Origin of the sequence: Methanocalculus sp. (genome assembly GCF_029762515.1) — an archaeon.
Taxonomy (GTDB): Archaea; Halobacteriota; Methanomicrobia; order Methanomicrobiales; family Methanocorpusculaceae; genus Methanocalculus.
The window spans coordinates 1-1774 of sequence record NZ_JARVGN010000444.1 but is presented as its reverse complement, the minus strand read 5'-3'; the positions used below and the strand labels follow the sequence as shown (position 1 = coordinate 1774).

Here is a 1774-nt window from a genome sequence, read left to right as displayed (position 1 = left end):
GCACATCTGGCAGAAGATCTCCGGGATCCGGATATACCCGGTGCGGTTATTGCAGTTGTCGCTGATGAAGAGATAGTCGCTCTCCTCGGATACGGATTCGCAGATGCTGACGGGAGCTATCCGCTCGATCCTGAGGATACACTCCTTCCGATCGGTTCAGTCACAAAACTCTTCACCTGGGAGGCGGCACTCCGGCTGGCAAATCAGGGATTGCTCGATTTCGATTCGGATCTCAATCTGTACCTGCCGGAACCAGTGATCCCGGAGACCTATGCCGAACCAATAACGCTCAATCACCTGATGACCCACACATCCGGCCTGGATGAAGTGGCAATTGGTATCTTCACACAGAATCCTCTCGAGATAGTCCCCGCATTTGAAACCTATGCACAATCACAGCCGGAACGGGTTCGTGAACCGGGCAGGATCGCCTCATACTCGAATATCGGCGCTCTCCTCGCCGGAGCGGTGATCGGGGAGGTGAGCGGCACCTCCTACCAGGAATATATCGAGCGGGAGATCCTCACCCCAATCGGGATGGTATCAACAACGGTACGGGAACCCCTCCCGGATCATCTCGAAGCCAGATCCCCCGGTACAGTCCTCACCGAAGGCATCCCTATTTACTCACGGTATCCCCCGGCCGGTGGCATGCATACGACTGCGCATGATATGGGGCTCTATATGATCCATGCACTGGAAGCAGGAGAAGACGCCCATCCCCGGATCTTCTCCCATGACGAACGGCTTTCAGGGATCACCCGTGGAGGCTTTTTTGAACGCTCCCATGGAGAGAGACGGGTTCTCTGGCATGCCGGGGATGTTCCCGGAACCTCCGCCCTTCTTGCCCTCGTCCCTGAAGAGAATCTCGGGATCTTTATCTGCTATACAGGAGCAGGAGGATCGGCTGAGCGGTTTCTGCTTCTGCATACCTTCCTCGACACATACCTCCGTGCAGAGGAAGAAGAGCCATTTCCATACCGGGAGGAATCAACAAGGGCCTATGCAGGAACATACATCTCTTCACGTGCTCCTGTAGCCGGATTTGAAAGGATACTGCTCATAATCGGACGGGAGCAGCTGTCGATACAGGTTCATTCGGATGGTGACAGGATAAGGATCGGAGATTCTGTATTTCAGGAGGTGGAGCCGGGCTATTTTGTAGGGGTGAATACCTATGAAAAGCTTGTCTTCGCAGAAACAGAAGGTGAAAACTGGATGTTTATGGACAGCATCCCTTCGATTAGCTGGAAGCGGGCAGGCTGGCCTTGGGATCCACACCTTAACTATCTCCTCCTCCTCTTCTTTGCAGGAGTCTTCCTCTCCGGGGCAGTCATCGGTGGAAAACGGGCATTTGAAACGACCGATCCATTTCAGAAGCAGGGATACATCCTGATCGCCCTTGTTTCAGGAACGGCAATCCTCTTCATGCTCCTCTTCTTTGGCACTATCAGGATAGTCGGCATACTCTTTGGTCTCCCGCCAGGGTTGAGTGCGATACGCTGCATACCGGCTGCCACTCTGGTGCTGACGGCATGCCTGATCCTCCATATTATCCGGAACAGGCAGAAGAGAGAGATTGATGGGGTGTTCATCGGAGCTGTGGCAGTCTTCTTCCTGCTCTGGCTCTATTCCTGGAACCTTTTGCTCCCGGTTTAGGAGCGAATCAGGCGCCGCCCCTTCTCAGTCAGGAGAAAACGCATGGGCAGCTCCTGGGAACTACACTTGCACCCGCTGCAACAGGCACAGAGTGGGGATGGTTCTCCGGGGGTGC

1 protein-coding gene is annotated in these 1774 nt (G+C 54.6%); it reads left to right on the top strand.

Annotation, left to right across the window (positions count from 1 at the left end; translation table 11 throughout):
• Positions 1-1659 (top strand): serine hydrolase domain-containing protein (locus QCH34_RS11965; protein WP_300334470.1); only part of this gene is annotated, 1659 nt, incomplete at its 5' end.
• Positions 1660-1774 lie beyond the last annotated feature (115 nt).